Origin of the sequence: Pseudanabaena sp. 'Roaring Creek' (assembly GCF_001402795.1) — a bacterium.
Lineage (GTDB): Bacteria > Cyanobacteriota > Cyanobacteriia > Pseudanabaenales > Pseudanabaenaceae > Pseudanabaena.
Window position 1 is genome coordinate 1 of record NZ_LIRE01000524.1, and the last position, 566, is coordinate 566.

A 566-nucleotide genomic window follows, 5' to 3' on the forward strand; every position below is an offset into this window, starting at 1 on the left:
ATGCGCGATGTGCGGGATTATAAATATGCTTCTGGGGGGAGCGATCGCCTAAATACCTCCAGCCCTTTTAATATCAAAGTGCGCTCCTTTACCTTGAGTAACTTTACCCTTGAGGATGTGAGAAAGCTCTACCAGCAGCATACGGATGCAACGGGACAAGTATTTACTCCTGAAGCGGTTGATTTAGCTTTTCATTTGACGCAGGGACAGCCTTGGTTGGTCAATGCGATCGCTAAGGAAATTGTGGAATACATTACGAAAGATCCATCTATTCCCATTACTCCTGACTTGGTGAATCAAGCGAAGGAAATACTGATTAAGAGGCAGGATACGCATCTGGATAGCCTTGCCGAAAGATTACGGGAAGATCGAGTCAGAGCAGTGATTCAACCTATTCTTGCTGGGCAGGAACTGCCAGATGTGCCACAGGATGATATTCGCTACGTTTTAGATTTAGGGCTTTGTACTAACGAAAATGGCTTGGCGATCGCTAATCCTATTTATCAGGAAGTACTTCCTAGAGTGCTTGCCTATGTAACGACTGCTTCTATAGGGTATCTTCAACC

The 566-nt window shown here is 45.1% G+C and carries 1 pseudogene; it reads left to right on the forward strand.

The annotated features are described in order from the left end of the window. A pseudogene (locus AC805_RS26375) lies at positions 1 to 566 on the forward strand (ATP-binding protein); the annotation flags it as partial.